Source organism: Myroides guanonis, from assembly GCF_900114085.1.
GTDB lineage: Bacteria > Bacteroidota > Bacteroidia > Flavobacteriales > Flavobacteriaceae > Flavobacterium > Flavobacterium guanonis.
Genome location: NZ_FORU01000012.1, coordinates 1 through 26,839, shown reverse-complemented (window position 1 = coordinate 26,839; position 26,839 = coordinate 1). Strand labels below are relative to the sequence as shown.

Annotated in this window: 18 protein-coding genes and 1 tRNA gene; 4 read left to right on the top strand and 15 right to left on the bottom strand. The window is 35.0% G+C overall.

The window, feature by feature from the left end; genetic code table 11:
- Positions 1-3 precede the first annotated feature (3 nt).
- From metH to rplM, 9 genes are all read right to left on the bottom strand, one after another.
- On the bottom strand, positions 4-3,723 hold the full coding sequence (gene metH / locus BM024_RS10185) for a methionine synthase (RefSeq protein ID WP_090679876.1): 3,720 nt from the start codon (positions 3,721-3,723) through the stop codon (positions 4-6).
- A gap of 51 nt (positions 3,724-3,774) precedes the next feature.
- Positions 3,775-6,177 carry a bifunctional aspartate kinase/homoserine dehydrogenase I gene (gene thrA / locus BM024_RS10180; protein WP_090679875.1) on the bottom strand — a complete coding sequence of 801 codons (2,403 nt, stop codon included), beginning with the start codon at positions 6,175-6,177 and terminating at the stop codon, positions 3,775-3,777.
- Positions 6,178-6,181: 4 nt separating this feature from the next.
- On the bottom strand, positions 6,182-7,156 hold the full coding sequence (locus BM024_RS10175; RefSeq protein ID WP_090679873.1) for an alpha/beta fold hydrolase: 975 nt from the start codon (positions 7,154-7,156) through the stop codon (positions 6,182-6,184).
- Between the two features lie 11 nt (positions 7,157-7,167).
- On the bottom strand, positions 7,168-8,442 hold the full coding sequence (locus tag BM024_RS10170; RefSeq protein ID WP_090679871.1) for an O-acetylhomoserine aminocarboxypropyltransferase/cysteine synthase family protein: 1,275 nt from the start codon (positions 8,440-8,442) through the stop codon (positions 7,168-7,170).
- Between the two features lie 490 nt (positions 8,443-8,932).
- Positions 8,933-10,117, bottom strand: a complete 1,185-nt coding sequence (locus BM024_RS10165; protein WP_090680026.1) for a dicarboxylate/amino acid:cation symporter — start codon at positions 10,115-10,117, stop codon at positions 8,933-8,935.
- Between the two features lie 131 nt (positions 10,118-10,248).
- Positions 10,249-11,214 carry a translation elongation factor Ts gene (gene tsf, locus BM024_RS10160; RefSeq protein WP_090679870.1) on the bottom strand — a complete coding sequence of 322 codons (966 nt, stop codon included), beginning with the start codon at positions 11,212-11,214 and terminating at the stop codon, positions 10,249-10,251.
- 99 nt (positions 11,215-11,313) lie between these two features.
- Entirely contained in the window at positions 11,314-12,081 is a 768-nt protein-coding gene (gene rpsB / locus BM024_RS10155; RefSeq protein WP_090679868.1) for a 30S ribosomal protein S2, read from the bottom strand.
- 138 nt (positions 12,082-12,219) lie between these two features.
- The gene (gene rpsI / locus BM024_RS10150; protein ID WP_090679866.1) at positions 12,220-12,606 is read right to left on the bottom strand and encodes a 30S ribosomal protein S9; all 387 of its coding nucleotides are present in this window, start codon (positions 12,604-12,606) and stop codon (positions 12,220-12,222) included.
- On the bottom strand, positions 12,606-13,061 hold the full coding sequence (rplM, locus tag BM024_RS10145) for a 50S ribosomal protein L13 (protein ID WP_090679865.1): 456 nt from the start codon (positions 13,059-13,061) through the stop codon (positions 12,606-12,608). The genes rpsI and rplM overlap by 1 nt, the downstream gene beginning before the upstream one ends.
- Before the next feature lie 720 nt (positions 13,062-13,781).
- On the opposite strand from rplM, the gene BM024_RS10140 reads away from it, so the two are divergent.
- Positions 13,782-14,060, top strand: coding sequence for a hypothetical protein (locus tag BM024_RS10140; protein ID WP_090679863.1), 279 nt, complete (start codon positions 13,782-13,784; stop codon positions 14,058-14,060).
- A 474-nt stretch (positions 14,061-14,534) separates the two neighbouring features.
- Here the strand turns inward: BM024_RS10140 and polA are convergent, their stop codons facing one another.
- Positions 14,535-17,357, bottom strand: a complete 2,823-nt coding sequence (gene polA / locus BM024_RS10135) for a DNA polymerase I (RefSeq protein ID WP_090679861.1) — start codon at positions 17,355-17,357, stop codon at positions 14,535-14,537.
- A gap of 169 nt (positions 17,358-17,526) precedes the next feature.
- Between polA and BM024_RS10130 the strand changes: the two genes are divergently transcribed.
- Both BM024_RS10130 and BM024_RS10125 read left to right on the top strand, forming a co-directional pair.
- A complete protein-coding gene (locus BM024_RS10130) occupies positions 17,527-18,750 on the top strand; it encodes a metallophosphoesterase (RefSeq protein WP_090679859.1) in 1,224 nt (407 codons plus the stop codon).
- A gap of 293 nt (positions 18,751-19,043) precedes the next feature.
- Positions 19,044-19,337 (top strand): thioredoxin family protein, encoded by a 294-nt coding sequence (locus BM024_RS10125; protein WP_090679857.1) that lies wholly within the window; start codon positions 19,044-19,046, stop codon positions 19,335-19,337.
- Positions 19,338-19,395: 58 nt separating this feature from the next.
- Here BM024_RS10125 and BM024_RS10120 read toward each other — a convergent pair whose 3' ends face one another.
- The 5 genes from BM024_RS10120 to BM024_RS10100 all read right to left on the bottom strand — a co-directional run bounded on the left by BM024_RS10120 (position 19,396) and on the right by BM024_RS10100 (position 26,277).
- The gene (locus BM024_RS10120) at positions 19,396-20,016 is read right to left on the bottom strand and encodes a polysaccharide deacetylase family protein (protein WP_090679855.1); all 621 of its coding nucleotides are present in this window, start codon (positions 20,014-20,016) and stop codon (positions 19,396-19,398) included.
- A gap of 72 nt (positions 20,017-20,088) precedes the next feature.
- Positions 20,089-21,498 carry an efflux transporter outer membrane subunit gene (locus BM024_RS10115; protein WP_090679853.1) on the bottom strand — a complete coding sequence of 470 codons (1,410 nt, stop codon included), beginning with the start codon at positions 21,496-21,498 and terminating at the stop codon, positions 20,089-20,091.
- Positions 21,499-21,502: 4 nt separating this feature from the next.
- A complete protein-coding gene (locus BM024_RS10110) occupies positions 21,503-24,646 on the bottom strand; it encodes an efflux RND transporter permease subunit (RefSeq protein WP_090679851.1) in 3,144 nt (1,047 codons plus the stop codon).
- A 3-nt stretch (positions 24,647-24,649) separates the two neighbouring features.
- The gene (locus tag BM024_RS10105) at positions 24,650-25,798 is read right to left on the bottom strand and encodes an efflux RND transporter periplasmic adaptor subunit (RefSeq protein WP_090679849.1); all 1,149 of its coding nucleotides are present in this window, start codon (positions 25,796-25,798) and stop codon (positions 24,650-24,652) included.
- Positions 25,799-25,803: 5 nt separating this feature from the next.
- Entirely contained in the window at positions 25,804-26,277 is a 474-nt protein-coding gene (locus BM024_RS10100; RefSeq protein ID WP_090679847.1) for a GbsR/MarR family transcriptional regulator, read from the bottom strand.
- Positions 26,278-26,765: 488 nt separating this feature from the next.
- Here BM024_RS10100 and BM024_RS10095 point away from each other — a divergent pair.
- A tRNA-Gly gene (locus tag BM024_RS10095) sits at positions 26,766-26,838 on the top strand.
- Position 26,839 lies beyond the last annotated feature (1 nt).

The following is a 26,839-nucleotide window of genomic DNA, read 5'->3' as shown; positions in this document are numbered from 1 at the left end:
TGTTTAGTTGTTTGTGTTATAAGCTAAGTTTGGACCCAACCAACGCTGTGCTTCTTCAAGGCTTATATTTCTTCGTTTGGCATAACTTGTTAGCTGGTCTTTTTCTATTTTCCCCAATCCGAAGTATTTACTGTTTGGATTTGCGAAATAGTAACCAGAAACGGAGGCAGTTGGAAACATCGCATAACTTTCTGTAAGTGTTACTCCAATGTTTTTTTCTACGTCTAATAACTTCCAAATAGTGCCCTTTTCTAAATGGTCTGGACAAGCGGGATATCCCGGTGCAGGTCTAATTCCTTGATAACCTTCTTTGATTAAGTCCTCATTACTAAGGGTTTCATCAGAAGCATATCCCCAGATTTCTGTACGTACTTTATGGTGTAAGTATTCTGCAAATGCTTCTGCCAAACGGTCTGCCAATGCTTTTACCATGATGGCATTGAAATCATCTAACTCTTCTTCGAATATTTTTGCTTTTTCTTCTACTCCAAAACCTGCTGTAACACTAAATAAACCGATATAATCTTGCTTTTCTGTCGTCTTTGGTGCTATAAAATCGGCTAGTGCTATATTGGGAGCTTTTACGTTTTTTAATGATTGTTGTCTAAGAGTTAGTAGTTTGTCTAGTGCCACACCTTCTTTGTTATACACTTCTATATCATCTTCATTTATTTGATTGGCTGGAAAAATACCTAGTACGCCTTTTGCTTCAAACCATTGTTCGTCAATAATGGTTTGCAACATCTTTTGTGCTTCTTCATAAAGTTGAGTAGCGGTTTCTCCTACTACTTCGTCTTTTAGTATTTTTGGAAATTTTCCAAATAATTGCCACGAACGAAAGAAAGGGGTCCAGTCTAAAAATGGTATCAGTTCAGAGAGTTCTACTTCAACTATCTTAGTCCCAATGAAATTAGGTGTTTTAATAGTTTGTTGTTCCCAATCAATTTTAAACTTATTAGTACGTGCTTGTTCTAAACTGATATATTGCTTTTCTCTAGCTCTTTCTAAATAGGCGGTTCTTAAATCCTTGTATTCTTCTTGTAAGTTAAGTTGAAAGTCTCCCTTGGTGTCTTTGTTTAATAACTGACTCACCGTTGTTACTGACCTTGATGCGTCGTGAACATGTACTACACAGTTGTTATATTCAGGTGCGATTTTTACTGCGGTATGTACTCTTGAAGTAGTCGCTCCTCCAATCATCAAAGGGATGTTGAACTGTTTTTTCTCCATTTCTTTCGCTAGATGTACCATCTCATCTAATGACGGAGTTATTAAACCACTTAAGCCAATAACATCTACTTGCTCTTTTATAGCTGTTTCAATTATCTTTTCTGGAGAGACCATTACGCCTAAGTCTACAATTTCATAGTTGTTACAAGCCAAAACAACTCCTACTATGTTTTTGCCTATATCATGAACATCTCCGCGAACAGTGGCCATTAATATTTTGCCTGCAGAACTTGATGAGGTATTGTTATTTCTTCTTTTACTTTCTTCTATATGAGGTAATAGATAGGCAACGGCTTTTTTCATGACCCTTGCAGATTTCACTACTTGGGGTAGAAACATTTTTCCCGAACCAAATAGATCTCCAACTACGTTCATACCATTCATTAGATGTCCTTCTATTACTTCGATTGGTTCTGCAACACTTAGGCGTGCTTCCTCTACATCTTGTTCTATGTGACTTTCTATTCCCTTAACTAAAGAATGAGTAAGACGTTCCTGTATGTTGAAACTTCTCCATTCTTCCACTTTTGCTTCTTTGATTGCGCCATTAGAAGGGTCTACAATATTTTCAGCAAAAGTCAGTAAGCGCTCAGTTGCATCAGGTTTTCTGTTTAATAATACATCTTCAACATGTTCTAATAGTTGAGGCTCTACTTCGTCGTAGATTTCTAACATCTCTGGGTTTACAATTCCCATGGTTAATCCGTGCTGTATGGCATGGTACAAAAAAGCAGCGTGCATAGCTTCTCTAACTGTATGATTCCCTCTAAAAGAAAATGAGACATTACTTACACCTCCACTTATATTAGCATAAGGTAGATTTTCTTTAATCCATTTAGTAGCCCTGAAGAAGTCTAAAGCATTGTTGTTGTGTTCTTCCATACCAGTTGCTACTGGAAAGATATTAGGATCGAAGATGATGTCTTGAGGAGGAAAGCCAACCTGGTCTACTAGAATATCGTAAGATCGCTGACAGATTTCTATTCTTCGCTCGTAAGAGTCTGCTTGTCCGTTTTCATCAAAGGCCATTACCACAACAGCTGCTCCATAACGGCGAATTAATTTTGCATGTTCAATGAATAAAGCTTCCCCTTCTTTTAAACTAATGGAGTTTACTACTCCTTTTCCCTGTATTACACGAAGTCCTGCTTCTATGATTTCCCATTTAGAACTATCTATCATGATAGGTACTCTAGAAATATCAGGCTCTGATGCTATTAGGTTTAAAAAGACTGTCATGCAATGAACTCCATCTAAAAGGCCCTCATCCATGTTGATGTCAATGATCTGCGCTCCTCCTTCTACTTGTTCTCGAGCTATATTTAAAGCTTCATCAAATCGTTCTTCTTTAATAAGGCGTAGAAACTTTCGAGACCCAGTTACGTTGGTTCTTTCACCTACATTTATAAAGTTGGAATGTTCTGTTACATATAAAGGTTCTAGTCCAGAAAGGCTAAATACATGTTGATTCTTAGGTTTTTCTTTAGGTGTTCTGTTGGTATTGTTTTCTTGTACTGCTTCCGCAATTTGACGAATATGTTCTGGTGTTGTACCACAACATCCTCCAATTATTTGTACTAAGTTTTCAGCAAGATATTGGTTTATTAAAGTTCTCATTTCTTCGGGTGTTTGGTCATATGCTCCGAAGGCATTTGGCAAACCTGCATTAGGATGTGCAGATACATGAACACTTGTGTATTGAGAAAGTTGTTTGATGTAAGGTTCTAATTGTTGTGCTCCTAAAGCACAGTTAAAACCAATACTCAAAAGAGGAATATGAGATATAGAAATCAAAAAAGCTTCGACTGTTTGTCCAGAAAGCGTACGTCCAGAGGCGTCTGTAATAGTTCCCGAAACCATGATAGGAATTGAAATATTCCTTTCAACTTGAATTTCATCGATAGCAAATAAAGCAGCTTTGGCATTTAAGGTGTCAAAAATAGTTTCTACGAGAAGTAAATCAGCACCTCCATCTAAAAGAGCTTCTGCTTGTTGTTTATAAGCACAACGCAATTCCTCAAAGGTAATAGCTCGGTAACCTGGGTTATTTACATCTGGTGATAAGCTTGCTGTTTTATTAGTAGGACCAATCGCTCCTGCAACAAATCTAGGCTTATTAGGAGTGGTTAGTTCTATTTCATCTGCGACTTCTCGTGCTATTTTTGCCGATTGAAAGTTAAGGTCATAGACCAAATCTTCCAAGTGGTAGTCAGCCATTGCGATTGTTGTACTTGAGAAGGTGTTGGTGGATATAATATCTGCTCCAGCTATTAAATATTTTCGATGGACTTCTTGTACAGCTTTTGGCTGTGTAATAGATAGCACATCGTTGTTTCCCTTTAGGGGAAAGTCAAAATCTGCAAATCGTTCTCCTCTAAAGTCTTCTTCTGTAAATTGATAGGCTTGTAGCATAGTTCCCATAGCCCCATCTAGTACTAGTGTTTTTTCTTGAAGTAGGAGTTGTATGTTCGATTTTACTTTAATGATTGACATAGTTGTTTTTATTTTTAAATCTGTGTTTTGTTTTTTAATAGGAGTAAGGGATTATTTGTCTGCTAATCGCAAAATATCTCCAAAAACTCCTCTAGCTGTAACGGCTGCACCTGCACCTGCTCCTTGTATGATGATTGGATTGTCTCCATAGCTTTCTGTGTAAATCTCAAATAGACTATCAGATCCTTTTAATTGACCTAATGCTGAATTTATTGGAACAGCTATTAACTTGGTCTCTAAAAAGCCTTTTTCTTCTTGTAAATCACCATTTAATTCACCTACATATCTAAGTACAGTCCCTGGTACTAGGTCTTGTTTCTGCTTTTCAAAATAGCTATCTAGTTTATCTAAACCTTTTAAAAATGCAGGAGTGTCTATGGCTTGCAGTTCTTCTGGGATTAGATTTTGTATTTTGATTTCTTGAAATTCATTTTTCAAGTCCAACTCACGGGCAAGTATTAATAGTTTTCTTCCAACATCATTCCCTGATAGGTCTTCTCTAGGGTCAGGTTCTGTATATCCTTTTTCGATAGCTTCTTGTAAAACGGTGCTAAAGGGACGATCTTGAATGGAAAAGTTGTTGAAAATATAGCTTAAGCTTCCAGAAAAAACTCCTTTTATTTTAGTGATGTTTTCTCCTGATAAATGCAACAGTTTTATTGTGTCTATTAATGGCAGACCTGCTCCTACATTGGTTTCGTATAGATATTCTTTGTGATTTCTTTTTAGGGTTTCACGTAGCTCTTTATAGAATGAATAAGAGATAGTATTACCTATTTTGTTGGAGGAAATCAAGTCGAAACCACTTTGTACAAGTGAAATATAGTTGTCTACAAAAGAACTTGAAGCTGTATTGTCTATAGCAATCAAGTTTTCTAAATGATTTTCATTAGCAAATCGAATCACATCTTGAATTTGATAGTTTTCGCTATTTGCCTTAATGTCTTCTCTCCAGTTTTTTCCAATTCCATTTTCATTTAAGAGTACTTTTTTAGAGTTTCCTATTGCAAAAATGTTTAAACGAATGTTTTTCTTTTTCTCAATAGAAGATGCCGTTGCTAGTATTTGGTCTATTAAAGTTCCTCCTACTAATCCATGGCCAAATAGTGCAAGGTTGATGTTTTTAGCGACTCCAAATATTTGTCCATGAATAACGTTTAATGCTTTTTTAGCTTCGTGTTTTCGAACTAGTATACTTACGTTTTTACCCGTTACGGTATTGTTGAATAGTATAGGTATAATCTTGTTTTTTACTAAAGCGGCATAGGGCTTGTCAAAAGTGCTTAAGTCTTGTCCGATGATAGATAGTACAGCTATATCGTCAATTAATGAAATTCCACTCACATCTTTGGTATAGAGGTCTTTTTCAAATTCTTTTTGAAGTGCTTTTATTGCTTTATCTGCTTCTGATTGCTTAACAGTAAAACCAAGTCCTCGTTCTGATGAACCTTGTGAAATAACACCTATGCTTATGCCTTCATTTGCTAAAGAAGTGAATACACGTGCATCGACTCCAACAATACCTAAGAGGCCTCGACCTTCAAATTGAATTAGGGATACATCTGACTGTAAAGACAAAGACTTTATTCCGTTATCCGTTGCTTTAGCAGAGATTAATGTTCCTGCATTTTTTGGGTTTAAAGTATTTAAAATACGCAGGGGAGTACTGTTTTCTAAAAGCGGTATAATGGTTTTAGCATGTAAAATAGAAGCTCCGAAATTGGCTAATTCATTGGCTTCTTCAAAATGAAGTTCTTCTATTTTTTGAGCGTTCTTTACCCAATCTGGGTTTGCGGTAAATATTCCATCTACATGCGTGTAGTTTTGAAGTTCTTCTGCCTTTAGAAAGTTGGATAATAGTGCTGCTGTATAGTTACTTCCGTTTCTTCCCAAAGTGGTGGTTTCTCCTTTTTGTGTAGCTCCAATAAAACCAGTTACTATCGGTATTATTTTTAAAGGTAACTCGTTGAAATAGTTTTGTGTTTTTGATTTTGAAAGAGACTCATCTACTATAGCATTACCAAAAGAATCATCTGTAATGATAAAGTCTCTACTGTCAATAGAAACAGATCTTAATTGTGCAGCATTAAGTTGTTTTGCTAAAACTCTGCTTGAAATGATTTCTCCTTGTGATAAGATGAGGTCTTTTATTTTGGGTGTACAATCCTCAATTAATGAAACACCTTCAAACAGTTTTGAAAGTAATTGAAACTCTGCTTCTAAATTAATGTCTTTGTGGTATACTCTTTCTTTGAATTCATTAAAAGTGCTTTGATAGTCTTGGTTGTTTTTTGCTAATTCTGCAATGTTTTCCAAAATGTCTGTGGTGTCACCAATAGCAGATACTACAACCACTATCTCACTTTCTTTGCTTTTGTTTTCAATGATTTGAATTACGTTCTTAAATGTGTGTTCAGATGCTAGAGATTTTCCTCCAAATTTTAATACTTTCATAGTGTTAGGCTTTCTTGAAAATGGGTTGTAATAAGGTATTTAGTTGTTCGTATTCAATTAAAAAGGCATCGTGTCCATGTATAGATTGAATGCTGTATAAGTGAATGTCTTTTTTATGATTGGCAATCGATTGAACAGTGTTTATTTGTTCTCTTGAAGTGAACATATAATCAGAATCCACATAAATGCAATGAATAGTAACAGAGGTGGTTTTAGCAAATTGCTCTAAATCTTCAGACGTGAGTTCTTGACCAATGGTTCTGAGTAGATGATTCATCATTTTATAGGATGCCAAGGTAAACCGCTTTTGGAGGCTGTCTCCGTGGTAGTTTAGCCAGTCTTCAACGGCATAACAATTTTTATTTTCATTATAAGTTCCTTTAAATTTTTCTTGAATAGACTCTGGGGTTCTGTATAGCAGCATAGCGTGCATACGTGCTTTTTCCAAGGGTTGTTCTTGCTGATTTAAAATCGATTCTTGAATGTGAGCATTGCCTATTAGCCAATCCGACGCTTTGATGTTGGTTGCTATGGGAATGAGGTGTTTTATCTTTTTTGGTTCTAAAAGTGCCATTTCCCAAGCAATAGCACCTCCTAAACTTCCTCCAATCAAGGCAAACAATTCATTTATACCAATTTGTTCTAAGCTTTTCCAATAGATTGTCGCAATGTCTTTTGTGGTATACTCTTTATAGTTATGAATGAGATTTTTGTCTTCTTTATCAAAACCATTACCTGGAATATTAAAGGCTATTACTGTGAATCTATTTAAATCAATTACTTTGGTTTCACCGATCAAGTTACTCCACCATCCCTCTTCTCTTGCTACTTGACTATTGCCAGTTAAGGCGTGATTTACTAATACAATGGGAGCTTGATGTAAAGCTTGCCCGAATAGTTGATAGGTCACATTGAGTTGTTGATCAACTCCATTTTGGAGTTGAAAAGAGATGGTAGGAAGTACTTGTAATTGACTCACGGTTTATGGGATTATAGTTGAATAAAAATTTGTTGTAAATCTTGTTTTAAATCTTCAATGTTCTCTATACCTACGGATAGGCGAATTAGGTCAGGGCTAACACCTGTTGCTTTTTGTTCTTCTACAGTTAATTGTTGGTGAGTAGTCGAAGCAGGGTGTATTATCAATGATTTGGTATCTCCTATATTGGCTACTAAAGAGAATAGTTTCGTTTCATTTGCTATTTTTTTCGCAGCTTCAAAACCTTTTTTAAGTCCGAAAGTAACCACACCACTTTGTCCCTCTGGTAGATATTCTTGTGCTAATTGATAATATGGGCTAGACTTTAATCCTGGATAATTTACCCATGCTACAGCTTCTTGTTTCTCTAACCAGCTAGCTAGTTCTAGTGCATTCTCACTGTGCTTTTTGATTCGTATAGGAAGTGTTTCCAGTCCTTGTAGAATTTGAAAAGCGTTAAATGGGCTTAAGGCAGCTCCTAAATCGCGCAGACCTTCGATTCTTATTTTGGCTATAAAAGCTGCACTACCTAATGCTTCATGATAAACCAGTCCGTGGTAGCCCGCAGCTGGTTCTGTAAATTCAGGAAATCTACCAGAGCTCCAATCAAATGTACCTGCATCTATTATGGCACCTCCTAATGATGTTCCATTTCCAGAAATGTATTTTGTAAGTGAGTGAATTACGATATTTGCTCCGTGTTCTATTGGTCTTAGTAAATAGGGGGATGCAACCGTATTATCTACAATAAGTGGAATGTGAAATTCTTTAGCAATTGCGGAAACTGCTTTTAGGTTAATAATATCTAGTTTTGGATTACCTAAACTTTCAACAAAAATTGCTTTGGTGTTTTGTTGTATATTTTTTCTGAAATTTTCCACGTTTGCTGGATCAACAAAAGTGGTATTGATGTCATATCGTGGAAGTGTTACGTTTAATAGATTATAAGTTCCTCCGTATAGACTGCTAGATGATACGATGTGGTCACCTGCTTTTAATAATGTTAACAATGTTGTAGATATTGCTGCGGCCCCAGATGAGGTAACTACCGCTCCAATACCACCTTCTAGTGCTGCTAGTCTTTTTTCTAATACGTCGTTTGTTGGATTGTTTAAACGAGTATAGATATATGCTGGTATTGATAGGTTAAATGCTCCAGCTGCATGGTCGGCATTTTCGAAAACGTATGAAGAAGAGTGATAAATTGGTACTGCTCTAGTTCCTTGTGTAGTAGTTACGTCGTGTCCTGAATGTAATGCTTGTGTTGAAAATTTTAATGTACTCATGATTTTAGTTTGTTATTTGGTTGTTAATTTTTAGATTTTAGGTATAAAAAAAGTCCTTTCAGTGTTACCGAAAGGACTTTAAAGTTTTTGCTTGTGTGCGACTAACTTTTTGACTTCTGGCAACGAGGAGGTGGGAGCATCATCATGCTCATCATCATTACCATCATCATTGTGTTTGTCAAAAGTGTCATTCTAGTTATTTTTTAAGTGTATTGTAAAAAAAAAGCCCTTGCAATTGCAGGGGCTTTTAGTTGTTTTAAATATATGTTTTCATTTATACATACAACAAGCCCTGCGGAGATTTCCACATCATCATCATAGCCTGCATCATTGTTATATAAATTGTATTCATCGTTTCTTTTTGTTGGTACAAATGTCCGTAATAATTATTTATAAATCCAAATAAAATATTAATAAATTTTAAATTTATGTGTAAGTTATTTGTTTTGAGGTGTTTGAATTTGTTTTTAATTCTTAAGAATAACCTTTTTCAGGTATTTTCTTGTTGAATTATTTCTTTTTTCGAGGCTATTTTATCTACGATAACTGCAATAGCTCCATCACCCATCACATTACAAGCAGTTCCAAAACTGTCCATGGCTATATAAAGGGCAATCATTAAACTTTGGTTTGCAGCGTCAAAACCGAGCATGCTTCCAATAATTCCTATTGCAGCCATAATGGCTCCACCTGGTACACCTGGAGCAGCTACCATTGCAATACCCAACATACAGATGAATCCAGTCATTTGTAAGAAATCTATTGGTTGTCCTTGGATTAGCATGAGTGCAATGACACAGGCAACAATTTTAAGTGTACTTCCTGCTAGGTGAATAGTTGCACAAAGAGGAATTACAAAGCCTGCTATTTTCGGGCTTACTTTATTTTTTAAGGTTTGTTTAAGTGTTATAGGAATAGTTGCGGCTGATGATTGTGTTCCCAATGCAGTAGCATATGCTGGAAACATAGTTTTCATCATGCTAAAAGGGTTACGGTTAGCAATTGCACCAGCAATTGCGTATTGGAGAACCAATAAGAATATATGTAGAACAAATATAACCCCTATAATTTTTACAAAAGTATTGAGTACTAAAAAGACTTGTCCGCTATAGGTCATGTTTAGGAAAATTCCGAAAATAAAAAGAGGAAGGAAAGGAATAATAGCTTTGTTGATAATGAGTAGGATTATTTTTTCAAAATCTAAAAAAACTTTTTCAAGTGTTTTTGATTGTGTTTTGGCTATACCTACTCCTAATACGAAAGCAATTACTAGTGAGCTCATTACGTCTAAAATAGGAGGAATGGCAATGTTGAAATAGGGTAGGAGGTTGTTTGCGTTTTCTCCTATTGCTTCTATTTTTTGTCCAGAAAGTAGTTTGGGGAATAGTTGTATACTAACCCCGTATGTCATAAAACCTGAAAACAAGGTTGATCCATAGGCGATTGCAGCTGTAATAATTAATAATTTCCCTGCTTCTTTTCCAAGGTTGGATATAGCAGGAACAATTAGTCCTAAAATTATTAGAGGTATTGCAAATCCAAGAAAAGAACTGAAAATGTCATTGAATGTAGCGAATATACGACCGATACTTTGAGGAAGTAATGTGCCTAGTATTGTGCCTAGCACTATGGCTAGTATGATTTGTAAGAGAAGACTGTTTTTTAATACTTTCATCATTGTTAATTGATTAACAGTCAAAAGTACAAAAAGGATTCTAACAATAAGCAGTTCGTTTCTTTAGGATATAAAAAAAGAGCCTTTTCAATTTGAAAAGGCTCTTAAATATATGTAAAGACTCTTAGGGATTAACCTAAAGTAGCTCTTTTGAATCCAGTGATTTCAACACCGAAAGATTTTACGTGGTCAGCCACTTTTTTAGATTCGTCTTTGATAAAGTTTTGATCTAACAAAGCTTTTTCTTGGTCTAAAGAAGTGTTGTCGCTAATGAAACGTTGAATTTTTCCAGGAAGAATTCTGTCCCAAATAGCTTCTGGTTTTCCTTCAGCTCTCAATTCAGCTTTCGCGTCTTCTTCAGCTTGTTTCAAAGCTTCTTCGGTTAACTGAGAGTAAGAGATATATTGAGGTACGTTTTTAAGTGGTTTACCTAAACGAGCTAATTCTTCGTTATCTTTTGCTATAACAGCAATACGAGCTTCAGTTTCGTTAGCAACGAATTCTGGAGAAAAATCTTTGTAAGAAAGAGTATCAGCACCCATTGATGCAATTTGCATAGAGATGTCTTTTCCTAATTCTTCAGCTTTTTCAATAGGAGCAGATAATGCAACGATAGCAGCAATTTTGTTACCGTGAATGTATGAACCAATGAAAGCACCTTCAAGAACTTCGAAAGAACCAATTTCAATTTTCTCACCGATTACACCTGTTTGCTCGATACATTTATCAGCAACAGTCATAGTGTCATTATATTTAGCAGCTAAGAAATCTTCTTTGTTGTCAAAGTTTAAAGCGATTTGAGCAAGTTCATTAGCTAAAGTAATAAAACCTTCATTTTTACCAACGAAGTCAGTTTCACAGTTTAAAGAAATAACAACTCCTCTAGTTTTATCAGCGTTAATAGCAGCAACAGCAGCTCCTTCAGAAGATTCTCTGTCAGAACGATTAGCAGCAACTTTTTGTCCTTTTTTACGTAGGTAGTCAATTGCTGAATCGAAATCTCCCTCAGCTTCAACTAAAGCTTTTTTGCAGTCCATCATTCCAGCTCCAGTAAGCTGTCTTAGTTTATTTACATCTGCAGCAGTAATATTTGCCATTTTAAAAGTTTTTAAAAGTTAATAAAAAAAGTCGTTATCGATAGTGTAAACAAAAGTAAACATCCATCAGAATAACGACTTTATGGTATTGTTAAATTATTATTCTTCAGTAGCTTTCACTTCTGTTTGTGCAGCTGGAGCAGCTGGTGTAGCAGGAGCTGCTTCATCTTTTTCAGACTTTCTTTCAGAATGTCCTTCGATAATAGCGCTTGTTACTAAAGATAAAATTTTATCAATTGATTTAGAAGCATCATCATTTGCTGGGATAACATAGTCAACTTGGCGTGGATCCGAGTTGGTATCTACCATAGCGAAAATTGGAATGTTTAATTTCTGAGCTTCTTTAATCGCGATGTGTTCTGCTTTAATATCTACAACGAATAGAGCTGCTGGTAGACGAGTCATGTCAGCAATAGAACCTAAGTTCTTCTCTAATTTCGCACGTAAACGGTCAACTTGTAAACGCTCTTTCTTAGAAAGAGTCAAAAATGTACCGTCTTTTTTCATTCTGTCGATAGAAGCCATTTTTTTAACAGCTTTACGAATAGTAACGAAGTTAGTCAACATACCACCTGGCCATCTTTCAGTGATGTAAGGCATATTTGCCGCAGCTGCTTTTTCAGCTACGATGTCTTTAGCTTGTTTTTTGGTAGCTACGAAAAGGATCTTTCTACCAGATGCAACGATTTTTTTCAAAGCTTCATTAGCTTCTTCAATTTTCGCTGCTGTTTTATATAGATTGATAATGTGAATACCATTACGCTCCATATAGATGTAAGGAGCCATGTTTGGGTCCCATTTTCTAGTCATGTGTCCGAAATGAACACCTGCTTCTAGTAATTCTTTAACTTCTACTTTGTTTGCCATTTTCTAATAGTTTACGTTCTGTTGTATTAGCAATAATTAAGTAGCGATTGTCTCGGTCCTAACCATTTAGATGCTAAACTACTTCTTGCCTCAGCAAGCGAGCAACAAAAACTCAGGTTTTTTAATAAAATATAAAAATTAACGTTTAGAGAATTGGAATCTCTTACGAGCTTTCTTCTGACCAAATTTCTTACGCTCAACCATTCTAGGGTCACGAGTCAATAAGCCTTCTGGTTTAAGAATACCTCTGTATTCTACGTCAATTTCACACATTGCTCTAGCAATAGCCATACGTACAGCTTCTGCTTGACCAGTTGAACCTCCTCCGTATACATTTACTTTAATATCATAGTTATCAACGTTTTCAGTTAATGAAAGTGGTTGTAAAACTTTGTATTGTAAAGTACCTGTAGGGAAGTAAGTTTTGAATTCTTTTTTGTTTACTGTGATGTTTCCTGTTCCTTCTGAAACATAAACACGAGCAACAGCGGTTTTTCTTCTACCGATTTTGTGAATAACTCCCATTACTTAACTTCGTTTAAATTAACGGTTTTAGGTTGTTGAGCTGCGTGTTTGTGCTCAGCACCTACATTTACATTTAGGTTGCGGAATAATTGTGCTCCTAATTTGTTTTTAGGCAACATCCCTTTTACTGCTTTTTCAATTAATAATGCAGGGTTTTTTTGTTGCATTACTTTAGCAGTTAATTCTCTTTGTCCTCCTGGATAACCTGTGTGGCGGATATATGTTTTATCCTCCAATTTGTTACCTGTAAGGTTGATTTTTTCTGAGTTGATAACGATTACGTTGTCTCCACAGTCTACGTGCGGCGTGTAATTTGTTTTGTGTTTACCTCTTAATAGTGTTGCCACTTTAGAAGCAAGACGACCCAAATTTTGGCCTTCAGCGTCTACAACCAACCATTCTTTTTGAACTGTTGCTTTGTTAGCTGATACTGTCTTGTAGCTTAAACTTTCCACAATAAATTATTATTTAATTAAACATTCCATTCCCAATAAAGGGAGTGCAAAAGTACAATTAATTATTTACTATACAAAAAGTCTGTGAGTTTTTTTAAACTTATTGATGTTTAGGTGATTGAATGTCGATTTAGTTTTTTGATAACTCATTAGTTTCTTTTTGATATTTGCTAAGATGGATTTTTTTGAAGGATTTGAGATTGAGTTATTAAATCTTATAGGTCGGGCTCATAAAGCTGCCTATTTTCTAATGGAATCAGTAGATGATACGAGGCTTATCTGAAGTTAAGTAAAATATTTTTTCATAATATACTGTGTTATAGTTGTCTAGGTGTTTTTTAATGACTGATTTTAATCCTCCTACGAGTGTAATGTTGAAGTAGGTTTTAGTTTGGCAATGTAATCTGATTTCACAATAGGTTGTTGTTTGTTATTCGGTTTTCCTATTTTGATGTTCAAAGATTAAATAGGCTACCTATAGATACTGAAAATACCAAACTAAAAATTAAAGCTTCAAATAACGATTGATTGTGAAAATGGACTCCCCAAAGAATGTTTACCGGAATTAAGGCGAGTAGTAGTGTTTTGTTGGTTTTTTTCATAGTTGACTGCGATAAAAATTTGTAGTTATTAAGATGTTATTTAAATTAAGAGAAGAATTTTAATGTGTCACTGTTTGGAGTTTTTGTCTATATTTGATTAATACTTATAAACAAGACTATGAAGGATTTTAAAAAATATTTGCCCAGTGCTACTTTGGTGATAGTTTTACTAATAGGGTTATATAAGATAGTAGCAGTGTCTATCGATGGTGGGATTTATGAATATGCCTTAATTGGAGCTCTTTATGAATTGACATGGTTGCCTTTGCTTTTGTGTTTAGCAGCGATGCCTATTCTTTGGGTGATGTATATTCTCAGAAAAGAAGTTGGCTTTAAGAAAGGTATTACCTACGTTGGAATTTGTTTTTTGGGTATTTTAGGTGTACTATTTTTATAGCGTATTAAAGTATAAAAAAAGGAAAGCCTATCTATAAATAGATAGGCTTTCCTTTTTTTATCTCATTCTGCATTATCTTAATCCTTCGACCATTTTGATTATATTCTTTTATCTCGTATAGGCTTATGCTCCTTAGTTCTTTAATGGAGTTATTTTGTGTGTGACTTCTATTGTTTGTATTTGTACTTTATCTGTAATGCATCTATACTTTATCTATAAAAACCCCCTAATCTATAGATGGAGTATAGATGCACTATAGATGGAATATAGATGCACCTCGAAGTTATTCAAGTGTGGATTTGTTTTTTTATTTATTATTATACCTTGAAGGTTTTAAGTCTTTGTGTTAGAAGGTTTCCTTTTTATCTTCATCTTGAATATCAATAAAATAGAATTCAAGATGAGTATAAAAAAAAGAGGCTATCTGTGTTTAGATAGCCTCTTCTTTGATTTTATAGTAGAAAAACGGTTTAATTAATGTGCTTCCAGCCAATTGTCTCCAACTCCTAGATCTACCGTTAGGGGGACATCTAGAATAAAAGCATTTTCCATTTCGTGTTTCACCATGGTCTTTAAGTTTTCGAGCTCGTCTTTGTGAGCATCGAAAACCAACTCATCGTGTACTTGAAGTAGCATTTTAGATTGCCAGTTTTCTTCAGTCAGTCTTTTGTGAATGCGAATCATTGCAATTTTGATGATGTCGGCAGCACTTCCTTGAATAGGTGCGTTGATGGCATTTCGTTCTGCTCCACCTCTAACCATTGCGTTTTGAGAATGGATATCTTTTAAATAACGTCTTCTTCCTGAAACTGTTTGTACATATCCTTTGTCTCCTGCTAAATTAATTTGTTCTTGAATATAATCTTTTAGTTTAGGATAGGTTTGATAATATGCATCAATGAGTTCTTTGCTTTCTGCTCGACTCAAATTTGTTTGATTGCTTAATCCAAAAGCAGAGACTCCGTAAATAATTCCGAAATTTACCGTTTTAGCATGGCTTCGTTGTTCTTTAGTAACCTCTTCTAGTGGCACGTTAAATACTTTAGAGGCTGTAGAACGGTGAATATCTTCTCCGCGCTGAAAGGCTCCTATCATGTTAGGTTCTTGGCTTAAAGCGGCTATAATGCGCAACTCTATTTGAGAATAATCGGCAGCCATCAATACGTAATTTTCGTCTTTGGCTATAAATGCTTTTCGAACTTGCCTGCCTCTTTCTGTTCTAATCGGTATGTTTTGCAGGTTGGGGTTGTTGGAGCTCAGGCGACCTGTTGCGGCAACTGCTTGCATATACTCGGTATGGATTCGTTTCGTTTTGGGGTCGATTTGTTTTGGTAAAGCTTCAACATAGGTGTTTTGTAGCTTTACTAATTGACGCCATTCCAAAATGTTTCGAACTATTTGATGTTCTTCTGAAAGATAACTCAATACTTCTTCTCCTGTTGCGTATTGTCCAGTTTTTGTTTTTTTAGGTTTTGTTCCTCCTATTTTTAATTTATCAAAAAGTATATCTCCTAGTTGTTTCGGCGATGCTAAATTGAATTGTTCACCTGCTTCTTCATAGATTCCTTCCTCAAGGTTTTTAATGTCTTCGGTTAGTTTGTGGGAAAGTTGATTTAAGAAATCTACGTCCACTCGTATTCCTTCGCTTTCCATAGAAGCTAAAACAGAAACTAAAGGAATTTCTATTTCGTCAAAGAGTTTTCGTGTGGCTGTTTTATCCAGTTCTGGTTCGAATACATATTTGAGTTGTAGAGTAATGTCTGTGTCTTCTCCTGCGTATTCTTTTACTAATTGAGGTTCTACCTCACGCATGGTAATTTGATTCTTTCCTTTTTTACCTATCAAATCCTCAATAGGTTGAGGGGTGTATTTCAAATAAGTCTCTGCTAAAACATCCATGTTGTGACGCATATCTGGATTTATTAGATAATGCGCTATCATAGTGTCAAATAAAGGTCCTTTGACTTCGATTTGATATTGTTTCAGTACTTTAATGTCATATTTTAAATTCTGACCTATTTTCTCTATTTCTTCTGATTCAAAAATGTCTTTGAATTGGTTGATAAGTGCCTGCGCTTCTTCTTGATTTTCTGGAAAGGGAACGTAAAAAGCTTCTCCTTTTTCATAAGAAAATGCAATACCAACTAGAGTAGCGTGGAGAGGATTTAGATCTGTGGTTTCGGTATCAAAGCAGATACTCTTTTGATTTCGAAGATTGCTTATTAGTAATTTTATTCCAAGATTTCCATCAACTAATTGATAGAGATGTTTGGTGTTTTGAAGGTTTGAATAGTAGGAGTTAGATGTGTTTCCGGTGTCTACATCTGAACCTAATGGGGTTTCAAAGAGAGAAAACTGATTTTCTTCTGTGACAGTAGGTTTTTTGGTAGGTGTAGGTTCTTCTTTTTGATTGTCTGAAAATATCTTGTCGAACTGCTCTTTCATTCGTCTGAATTCTAATTCTACGAATAGCGCATCTGATTTTTCAACATCTGGCTTTTCTAATTCAAAATTTTTAGAGCAGAAGGTTACTGGGCAGTCTAAAAGTATAGTCGCTAATCTTTTTGACAGAAGACCTAGTTCAACGTTGCTTTCAACGTTTTCTTTCATTTTGCCCTTTAGCTCATGTGAGTGTGCAAAAAGGTTTTCCATTGAACCGTATTGATTGATGAACTTCTTTGCGGTTTTTTCCCCTACACCTGGTATTCCCGGAATATTGTCAACCGCATCCCCCATCATCCCAAGAAAGTCTATTACTTGGTCTGGGTGTTCTACTTCAAATTTTTCTTTTACTTCAGGTACTCCCCATATTTCTATACCGTTCCCCATACGAGCTGGTTTGTACATGAAGATGTTTTCGGAGACCAATTGAGCGAAATCTTTATCAGGAGTAACCATGAATACTTGAAACCCTTCTTTTTCAGCTTGTTTTGAAAGAGTACCTATCAAATCGTCGGCTTCAAATCCAGCTACTTCGATGATAGGAATATGCATAGCTTCTAAGAGCTGTTTGATGTAAGGAATGGCTACTTTAATAGCTTCTGGAGTCTCATCTCTATTTGCCTTATAGGTTGGAAAGAGTTCATTTCTCAAATCACTACCACCTTTATCGAAAGCTACTGCTAGATGGTCGGGATTTTCTCTTTTTATTACATCTAAAAGTGAATTCATAAATCCTAATACAGCAGATGTGTCTAAACCTTTTGAATTAATTCTTGGGTTTTTAATGAATGCATAATAACCTCTAAAAATTAGAGCATAAGCATCAAGGAGAAATAAACGTTTTTGTTCGGCCATAAGTCTGTTTTATTATGTTCAAAATGGATTTTCAAAGATAAACAATTTGGATAGAATCTAGTTTTTATATCTAAAACGTTAATCTTAAGGGTGCTGTATTAAATTTTGTTAAAGAAAGATTGAAGTCCCTCCAATAGCTCTATTTTTGTTTGTTTAAGTGATTTATGTTATGCGTTGGACAATTCTTTTGTTGGTTTTCATATTGGTAGAGTTTTATTCTTATCAAGCTTTGAGACAGCTTTCTAAAAACCCCTGGTTGCTTGCAGGGTATATTGTAATCTCAGTCGCGGTTATATTGTATGTAGTTTATGGTTTTTTACAGTTCGACAGAACTTTGGGACAGAATAAACAGTCAATGCTAGCTATGGGACTTATTATGCTATTTTATTTACCGAAACTTCTTATTACTTTAATTTTATTGGTAGAGGATGCAGGGCGTCTTTTTATGGGGACTGCGAATTATTTTATTTCAGATACGAACGTTTCGGATAGTTTTATGCCTGAAAGAAGAAAGTTCGTTTCTCAAATGGCTTTAGGGATTGCTGCTTTGCCTTTTCTTTCTATTATGCACGGTATTACACGCGGACGTTATAAGTTTCAGGTTCATAAGCAAACTGTTTTTTTTGACGATTTACCCGATGCTTTCGATGGTTTTAAGATTACTCAGATATCGGATATTCATTCAGGGAGCTTTGATAATGAAGAGAAAGTGCAGTATGCTATTGATTTAATCAACGAACAAGACTCTGATGTAATTGTATTTACTGGTGACCTAGTTAATAGTTTGGCTTCTGAAATGGAACCTTGGATTTCTGTTTTTAAGGGAATTCGACCACATGAGTATGGTAAGTACTCAATATTGGGAAATCATGATTATGGTGAATATGTACAATGGAGTTCGGAAGAAGATAAGGAGGCTAATTTTAAAGCTATTAAGGATTTGCATCCTGCAATGGATTTTAAATTGCTTTTGAATGAAAGTGTTTGGTTAGAAAAAGAGGGTGAACGTATTGCGATAGCTGGGGTAGAAAATTGGGGGGTTAAGTTTAAGAAAGTGGGTGATTTGAATAAGTCTATTCAAGATGTAGAAGAATCTGATTTTAAAGTACTGCTTACTCATGATCCTTCACATTGGGAGGCAGAGGTGTTAGACCATCCTAAAAAGATACAATTAACACTATCTGGACATACTCATGGTTCTCAGTTCGGAATCGAAATTCCTGGTTTTTTAAAATGGAGTCCTATTCAATATGTTTATAAACAATGGGCTGGTTTGTATGATAAGAAGTCTAAGTTTCTATATGTGAATAGAGGTTTTGGTTATCATGCTTATCCTGGTAGGGTTGGTATTTGGCCTGAAATTACAGTTCTTGAACTTCGTAAAAAGGTTTAATCTATGGTTTCAGTTTTTTATGTTTTGTCATATTGATTAGACCTAACTTTTTGATAGTTGTTTAATACATTACTGTGAATTTGCGGAATTTTAAAAGGATAAATTTTATCTGGAATGTTATTGTGGAGAAAATGAGCTTAGGTTAATTACTGGATTGCGTAAGCTGTGGCTGTGAAAACCGTATTATAAAGCTGTAATACTTGTGATTTTCGTCTTAATAGTGTTGTATGTTTGTAAAAATTAATATTTTTGTTATGTACTTTTAAGATTAGTAAAATTAAATAAAGTTGTAGATGGCTAAGTTTGGAGATTTAATAAAGGCAGATGTTCCAGTGTTGATATGTTTTTTCGCAACTTGGAATGAAGGATCTATTTCTATGAATCCTGTGATTCATGATGTAGCTGCTGCTATGGGGGATGAATTACGTGTGGTAAAGATTGATGTAGAAAAAAATCAAGAGTTAATGGAGGCTCTTCGTGTAAAACAAGTCCCGACTTTAATGCTGTATAAGAATGGAGCTATGATATGGAGACAAACTGGAGTTATGGATGCTAATTCTTTAATTGGAGTAGCTAAGACTTTATAATTATGCGTTTGTTGAAGATCACTTTGAATAATAAGCAGTAATATGTTTTTGTAATATCTTATAAAGTACTGAAAATGTAGCCTTCTTTTAAAAGTGTATCTATTGTTTTTGGCAATGAATCTCTAAGGTTTTTTTGTGCTTTGATACTATCATGAAATACAATAATACTACCTGGGCGAACCTTCTTAGTTGCATTGTTATAGCATTCTTGTGCTGACAAGTGATTACTGTAGTCATGACTTAATAATTCCCACATTATTATTTCGTATCCTTTTTGTTTTAATATTTTTATCTGTTTAGGTGTTATTCTGCCATACGGTGGTCTAAATAATTTTCTTTCTAGTTTAATGTGCTTTTCAATTTCCTCATTACATTTTAATATGTTTTGAGTATAGATATCTGAAGTGTTTTTCCATCCGTTTATATGGTTAAAAGTATGGTTACCTACTGTGTGACCTTCTTTTATAATTCGAGAGAATATTTCAGGGTGTTTTCGTATGTTGTCTCCTATAGAGAAAAAACTTGCTTTGATTTTTTTTTCTTTCAATAGGTCTAGTACCCATGTGGTAACATCGGGGATTGGACCATCATCGAAGGTTAGGTATACTGTTTTTTGTGATTGTGGTAGGCTCCAAATTTGATTTGGAAAAAGAGAATTGAAAAGATTGGGAATACGCATTTTAAATCAAAGATAAAAAAAGAGTGACTGCTTAGCAGTCACTCTTTAAAATAATATGTAATCTAATGACTATTAATTAACTCCTCCACCAACTGCTTTATAAAGCTGAACTAATGCATTTAGTTGACCTAGTTCTGTATTTATTAAACTAAGTTGTGCTGCCAATGCATTTTCTCTAGCTGTTAAAACTTCTAGGTAGTTTGCCATACCGTTGATTTGAAGTTCTTCTGAATATTCAGTAGCTAAAGCATACGCTTGGTATTCCTTTTGTTTTAAAGCTTGCTTTTCAGAAAGGCTTTGATAGGTGTATAGTGCGTCTGAAACTTCTTTACTTGCAGTTAATACTGCTTTCTTGTAGTTTAAATATGCCTTTTCTTGGTTTGCTTTGCTTACTTCATGCTGTGTTCTGATTTGTCTTCCATTGATTAATGGTTGAGTTAAAGAACCAACTATATTAGCAAATAAAGAATTAGCATTGAACAATTGATCAAATTCTATACTTTGAAAACCTCCATTAGCTGTTAGTTTAATTGATGGATAGAAATTACTTCGAGAAACATTTGTTAATTCGAATGCATTTATTAAACCATATTCAGCTGCACGAACGTCTGGACGGTTACTTAATAGTTGAATTGGTAGTCCAATGTTTAAATCTGTATTCAATTTCTGTGTAGCTAAACTTGATCTTTGAATAGAGTTCGGGTTTTCTGCTAAAATGATGCTTAATACGTTCTCTGTAAGTTTGATGTTGTTTTTAATATCAACTAGTAGAGATTGAGCGTTTAATAATTGAGCTTCGGTTTGTTTAACAGCAACTTCAGTAACCTGTCCTGCATCTTTCAAAGCAGTGATCGTTTCAAGACTACTTTTTCTGTTCTCAATAGTTTCTTCGGTTATTCTCTTTTGTTCGTCTAATGATAAAAGTTGAAAATAAGTTGAAGATACAGTCGAAATTAGTTGTGTTTTAACTGCTTGATGAGCGGAAAGCGTTTGTAAATAACTAGCTGCAAAAGCGCGCTTGTTACTTCTAATTTTACCCCAAACATCTAACTCCCAAGAAAGATTAGCAGTTGCCTGATATTGGTCAATTCTATTGCGTTCTCCTCCAAACATTGCTGCTGTAGAAGAATTTTTAGAGTTTACTGAATGTGTGTAATCACCACCAATATTCAGAGTGGGAGCGTATCCCATTTTTCCTTGTTTCATATAGGCTTCAGCAGCTGCAATATTTTCCATTGCAATGCGAATGTCTAAATTTTGTTCCAAGGCTTTTTCTATATGTTGTACGAGAATAGGATCGTTAAACAATTCTTTCCATGGCAAATTAGCCATAGAAAGAGTGTCTTGTGATGTTGTTTCTGTTCTGTACATCGGTTCGTCTATCACTTCCGGACGATCATAGTTCTTAGCTACGAAGCATGATTGCATCGATAGTGAAACGATTGCTATAGGAAGAGCAGTATATAAAAATCTTTTTTTCATGAATTTAGTTTTTAAGTTCTTCAAATTTCATTGGTTTCACTTTTTCTTGTAATTTTTGGAAAATCACATACAATACAGGAATAACAAATACTCCAATTACAGTACCAATCAAAAGACCGAAGGCAGCTCCTGTTGCAATAGAACGGTTACCTACTGATCCTACACCAGAAGCAAAAGCCAATGGCATTAAACCTAATATGAAAGCGAATGAAGTCATTAAGATGGGGCGTAAACGTGCTTTCGCACCATTAATAGCCGATTCTACGATTGATTCTCCATGACGACGTCTTTGAACTGCGAATTCAACAATTAAAATCGCATTCTTGGCAAGAAGCCCCATTAGCATGACTAAGGCAATCTGGAAATAGATGTTGTTTTCTAATCCAGCTAGCTTTTGTGATATAAAAGCTCCCATAATACCTGCAGGTAATGATAGAATTACAGCAAGTGGTAAAATATAACTTTCATATTGAGCTGATAGAATAAAATATACAAAGATGATACACAACATGAAAATAACTAATGTTTGAGAACCTGCGTTTATCTCTTCTCTAGATAAACCAGTAAAGTCAACACCGTAATTGTTTGATAACGTGCTCGCTGTTACTTCTTGTACGGCACGGATAGCGTCACCCGAACTAAAACCTGGTTTTGGTGCTCCAGAAATATTTGCTGAAGTAAACAAGTTATAACGGTTGATAGACTGTGGGCCATATACTTTCTTTAAGCTTACAAACTGAGTTATTGGGGTCATTTCTCCAGAAGTTGTACGTACAAATAATTCGTTTAAACTATTTACGTCTGTACGGCTTTCTGGTAATGCTTGTATCATTACTCGGTATTGTTTACCAAAACGAGTAAAGTCTGCTGCGTAAATACCTCCAATATAACCTTGTAGAGATGAGAAAATATTACTAACTGAAACACCTAATTCTTTCGCTCTTGGAATGTTTAATTCAATCTCATATTGAGCAAAGTTTGTGTTGAATGATGTTTGAGCATATAATATCTCAGGACGTTTCATTAATTCCGTCATATAAGCTTTAGCTGTTTTGTCAAAATCTTCTAAACTTCCTCCTGATTTATCTAACAATTTCATTTCAAAACCTGAAGACATTCCATATCCTGGAATACTCGGCGGTTGGAAGAAAATCATTTTTGCGTCTTGAAATTGCATTGCTGCTAGACCAAATAATTTTCCAATTACTGCGTCTGTAGCTACATCTGGAGTTGTTCTTTCTTTGAATGGTTTCATTTTAATTAAAGCCATACCGTAGTTAGAACCTGCTCCTGAAATTAAACTACGTCCTGAAATTACAGTAACACTTTCTACTCCTGGAATTTTTGAAGCTGCTTTCTCAAATTGTCTTTCTAAAGCAAATACACGGTCTTCTGATGCACCTGAAGCTAATTCAATGTTCCCCATGATAAATCCACGGTCTTCGTTTGGAACGAAACCTGCAGGCATAGTTTTATTAGCGTAATAAGTGATTCCTAAACAACCTAAAAGAATAACAAAAGTTACCCATTTGTGCTTAAATAAGAATTTAAAACTACGAGCATATCGAGCGGTTAAAGCTTCAAAAGCGGTATTGAAAGCACGGTAAAAACGTTTTACTATGTTCTCTTTTTGAGTATGACCATCTGCTGTAGAATGTTGTCTTAAGAATAGTGCACATAAAGCAGGGCTCAATGTTAGTGCGTTTATCGCAGAAATAATGATAGCTACGATAAGTGTGATACCAAACTGTTTGTAAAAAACTCCTGTTGGACCAGAAATGAAGGTAACAGGGATAAATACTGCTGCCATTACCAAGGTAATGGAGATAATAGCTCCTGTAATCTCGCTCATTGCGCCAATAGTTGCTTCAGTGGCTTCCTGACCTGTTTCTTCCATCTTAGCATGTACCGCCTCGACGACGACGATGGCGTCATCCACTACAATACCAATGGCGAGTGTAAGTGCAAACAATGTTAGTAAGTTCAGTGAGAATCCAAATAAACTCAAGAAGAAAAACGTACCAATAATGGATACTGGAACCGCAATCAATGGAATAAGTGTCGATCTAAAATCTTGTAGGAATATATAAACCACTAAGAACACCAAAATGAAAGCTTCAATTAAAGTGGTAACCACTTTACTAATTGAGGCATCTAAGAATTCGTTAGTATCAAAGTTAATAGCATAATGCATTCCATCAGGTAAGTTTTTACCTAATCCTTCAAGTGTTGTTTTAAGGTCTCTAATAATGTCTTGTGCATTGGATCCGGGTGTTTGATAAACTGCCATTGCTACAGCAGGATTACCTGATAATTCAGAAGAACCTGCATAAGTTTGTGCGCCTAATTCAATATCCGCAACGTCTTTTAAACGAAGAACTTTACCGTTTTCCAACGATTTGATTACGATATTTTGATATTGTTCTTCAGTTTTATACTTTCCACTATATTTAATTACGTATTGAAAAGCTTGACCACTGTTTTCTCCTAACTGACCAGCAGCAGCTTCTAAACTTTGCTCATTTAAAGCAGTTGTGATATCAGCTGGTACTAATCCATAACTTGCCATTTTGCTTGGATTTAACCAAACACGCATAGCGTAGTTACGAGCTCCAAATACAGAAGCATCCCCAACACCACTTACCCTTTTTAGTTCTGGAACTACATTGATATTCATGTAGTTTTGAACGTAGGTAGCGTCGTAATTAGGATTTGTTGAATAGAAAGAAACGAACATTAATGCACTTGTTTCTTGCTTTTGAGTTGTTACTCCAGAACGAGTTACCTCAGCTGGTAACAAAGGAGTTGCACGAGATACACGGTTTTGTACGTTTACCGCAGCGATATCTGGATTAATTCCTTGCTTAAAAATTACTTGTATAGAAGCAGAACCATCGTTACTTGCTGTTGAAGTAATGTAGTCCATTCCTTCCACACCATTCACTTGTTCTTCAATTGGAATAATAACACTTTGAAGAACTGTTTCAGCATTTGCTCCAGGATAATTTGCCATGATTTGTACCGTTGGAGGTGCAATATCTGGGTATTGGGTTACTGGGAGTACGGTTAAACCAAGGACTCCGAGTATCACTATGATAATAGAAACAACCGTAGATAGTACGGGTCTTTCAATAAATGTTTTAAGCATCTTTTAGAAGTTTACTTTGATGTTAATAATAGAGTCAAAAGCAACTGGATTGATAGTAACTGGTGCACCATTTCTAAGTGTTCCTAAACCTGAAGTGATAATTTTATCTCCTTTTTTAAGACCAGACTCTACAATTGCCATTCTGTCTACTCTTGCACTAATGTTAACAATTGTTGAAACAGCTGAATCATTTTCAACTTTATATACGTAGAAAATTCCTTGTTGCTCAAATGTAGCAATCTCAGGTACTACCACTACGTTTTCGTATACGGTAGGAATATTAATTACTCCGCTATTTCCATTGCTAAGCAATCCATTTGGATTTTTGAAAACAGCTCTAAATTGAATAGTTCCAGTATTAGGGTCTACTTGTCCTGTAACAGTTTGGATTTTACCTTTTTCAGAGTAGGTTGTCTTATTAGCTAAAGTCAACGTAACTTCCGGTAGGTTGTTTATTTTATCTTTAGTTGTCTTCCCTTCCATAGTTGTAAGGAAATCAAAATACTCTTTTTCTGTCATAGAAAAATAAGCATATACTTCACTGTCATCAGACACAACTGTAAGTGGAGTAGGGTCATTTGGACCTACTAAACTTCCTGTTCTAAAAGGAATTGCTCCAACAACTCCTGAAATAGGACTTTTGATGATAGAGTAATCTATGTTTGCTTCTACACTTTGGTAGTCTGCTCTAGCTGCTGCTAGTTGACTTTTAGCTCTGCTTAAATTAGCTTTTGCTGTTTCCAATTGTACTTTACTTACAATGTTTTTCTCAACTAATGGGATTAATTTATCTACTTCAACTTGTGCTACATTTACACTTGATTCTGCGGCTACAATACCAGATTTAGCAGCATTAGCTGATTGATTCAATATGTTAGTCTCTAAACGAAACAAAGGTTGCCCTTTAGTTACATGTTGCCCTTCATCTACATACAGTTCTTGAATGTAACCTGAAATTTTAGCGCGAACACCATTGTTAATTCTTCCTTCAATGGTAGCCTGAAAGCTACGTTGGCCTGTTACTGTTTTAACGGGAACTTCTACAGCATCGTAAGGGATTGCTGGTCGAGCTTGTGGTTCTTGATTCTTACCGCAAGAAACAGCTACAAGTGCTATTGAAGCAATAAAAACGGTATTGAAAAAATGTTTCATAAAGATTAATTTGAGTTTTTTAATTTTTCTATGGTTTGGGAAAGCTCTTCTGAAGATTTCTCTAAGTGTTCTATGTATACGTTAATTCTGGATTCGCATTTAAATACATTTAACTTGTTATTTTGATTAAATTCTAACAATCTGCAAGTTAAGTCTAATTCTTTTTCGATAGATTTCTTGATTGTAAATAATCGATTGGTTAAGTACTTAGGATTTATTCTGAAATAACGTTTTCGTTCATCAATCTTATTGAATTGTTCAATTTGATTGTTGTTTAAAAGAACGTTTAAGCTGGTTGATATGGAACTCTTACTAGCGTTTAATTTCTCGACTATTTCATCGAAAGTCACGCCATCTCCCATGCCTGAAAACAACAAAAATGTATAAAGTTTTGAAGTTAATGGTGAGTAATGATAGAGCGCTTCGTGATGTGCACAATAATCTTGAAAAAAATCGATTATGTCTTGTTCGTACTCCATTTGTATTGAAATTTCCTGCAAATATAAGTTTAGTTCGGTTAGAGCAAAACTAAAAGAACTTAAAGTTTTATTAAAAAAAGTGCTTTTTATTGGTGTTTATAATATTAGACGTGAATTGTTATAAACTGGTCATTTGAATATTGGTTTTAAGTGGATGAAATCATTGTGGATTAATTTTCTTGTTTTTGTTACGTCGTACTTGACTTTCATTTTCCTTTACTTTTATAATAATTGGCGAATATAGATAAGTGGGTGGGATTGATATTAAGAATTTATACGAAGTGTAAGTAATTTTATACGAAATGGAAGATTGGAAAAACTTTGTTTGTTTTTCTTTAAAGGGTTAGTACATAATGTTTTTATATTTCTTTAAAAAGGATGTTGTGTCGAGAATTCGAGGTGGTTAAAAATTCATTATTTTTTTTGCTTATAAAATTTGTGAATAAATAGAAAATAGCTTTATATTTGCACCCAGAATACCAATAATTGCGGAAGTAGCTCAGTTGGTAGAGCTCCAGCCTTCCAAGCTGGTTGTCGCGAGTTCGAGCCTCGTCTTCCGCTC